This is a genomic window from Salmonella sp. SAL4457, from assembly GCF_046548235.1.
In the GTDB taxonomy this organism is placed as follows: Bacteria; Pseudomonadota; Gammaproteobacteria; order Enterobacterales; family Enterobacteriaceae; genus Salmonella; species Salmonella enterica.
Window position 1 is genome coordinate 1 of record NZ_JBGDZO010001123.1, and the last position, 245, is coordinate 245.

The window sequence follows — 245 nt, forward strand, 5'->3', positions numbered from 1 at the left end:
GCGCGAGGTGGGGCTGAAGGGGCATGGCGAGGGGCCGCCGACGTCCTCGGTGGCGCGGTTTTCCTGGTCGATCTGGAACAGCGCGATCTGCGAATTGAGCGCGCCGCCGAAGTGTTCGCCCTTCAGGCCGATCTCGTAGTTCTTGCCGGTGATCGGGTCGAGCAGGCCGCCGCCGGCGTCGAAGTTGCTCTGCGGCTTGAAGATGTCGGTATAGCTGGCGTAGACCGAGTAGGTCTGGTTCAGGT

General features: G+C 64.9%; 1 protein-coding gene. It reads right to left on the minus strand.

The window, feature by feature from the left end:
- Positions 1–245 (minus strand): TonB-dependent receptor domain-containing protein (locus ACLJNW_RS27680; protein ID WP_410961775.1); only part of this gene is annotated, 245 nt, incomplete at both ends.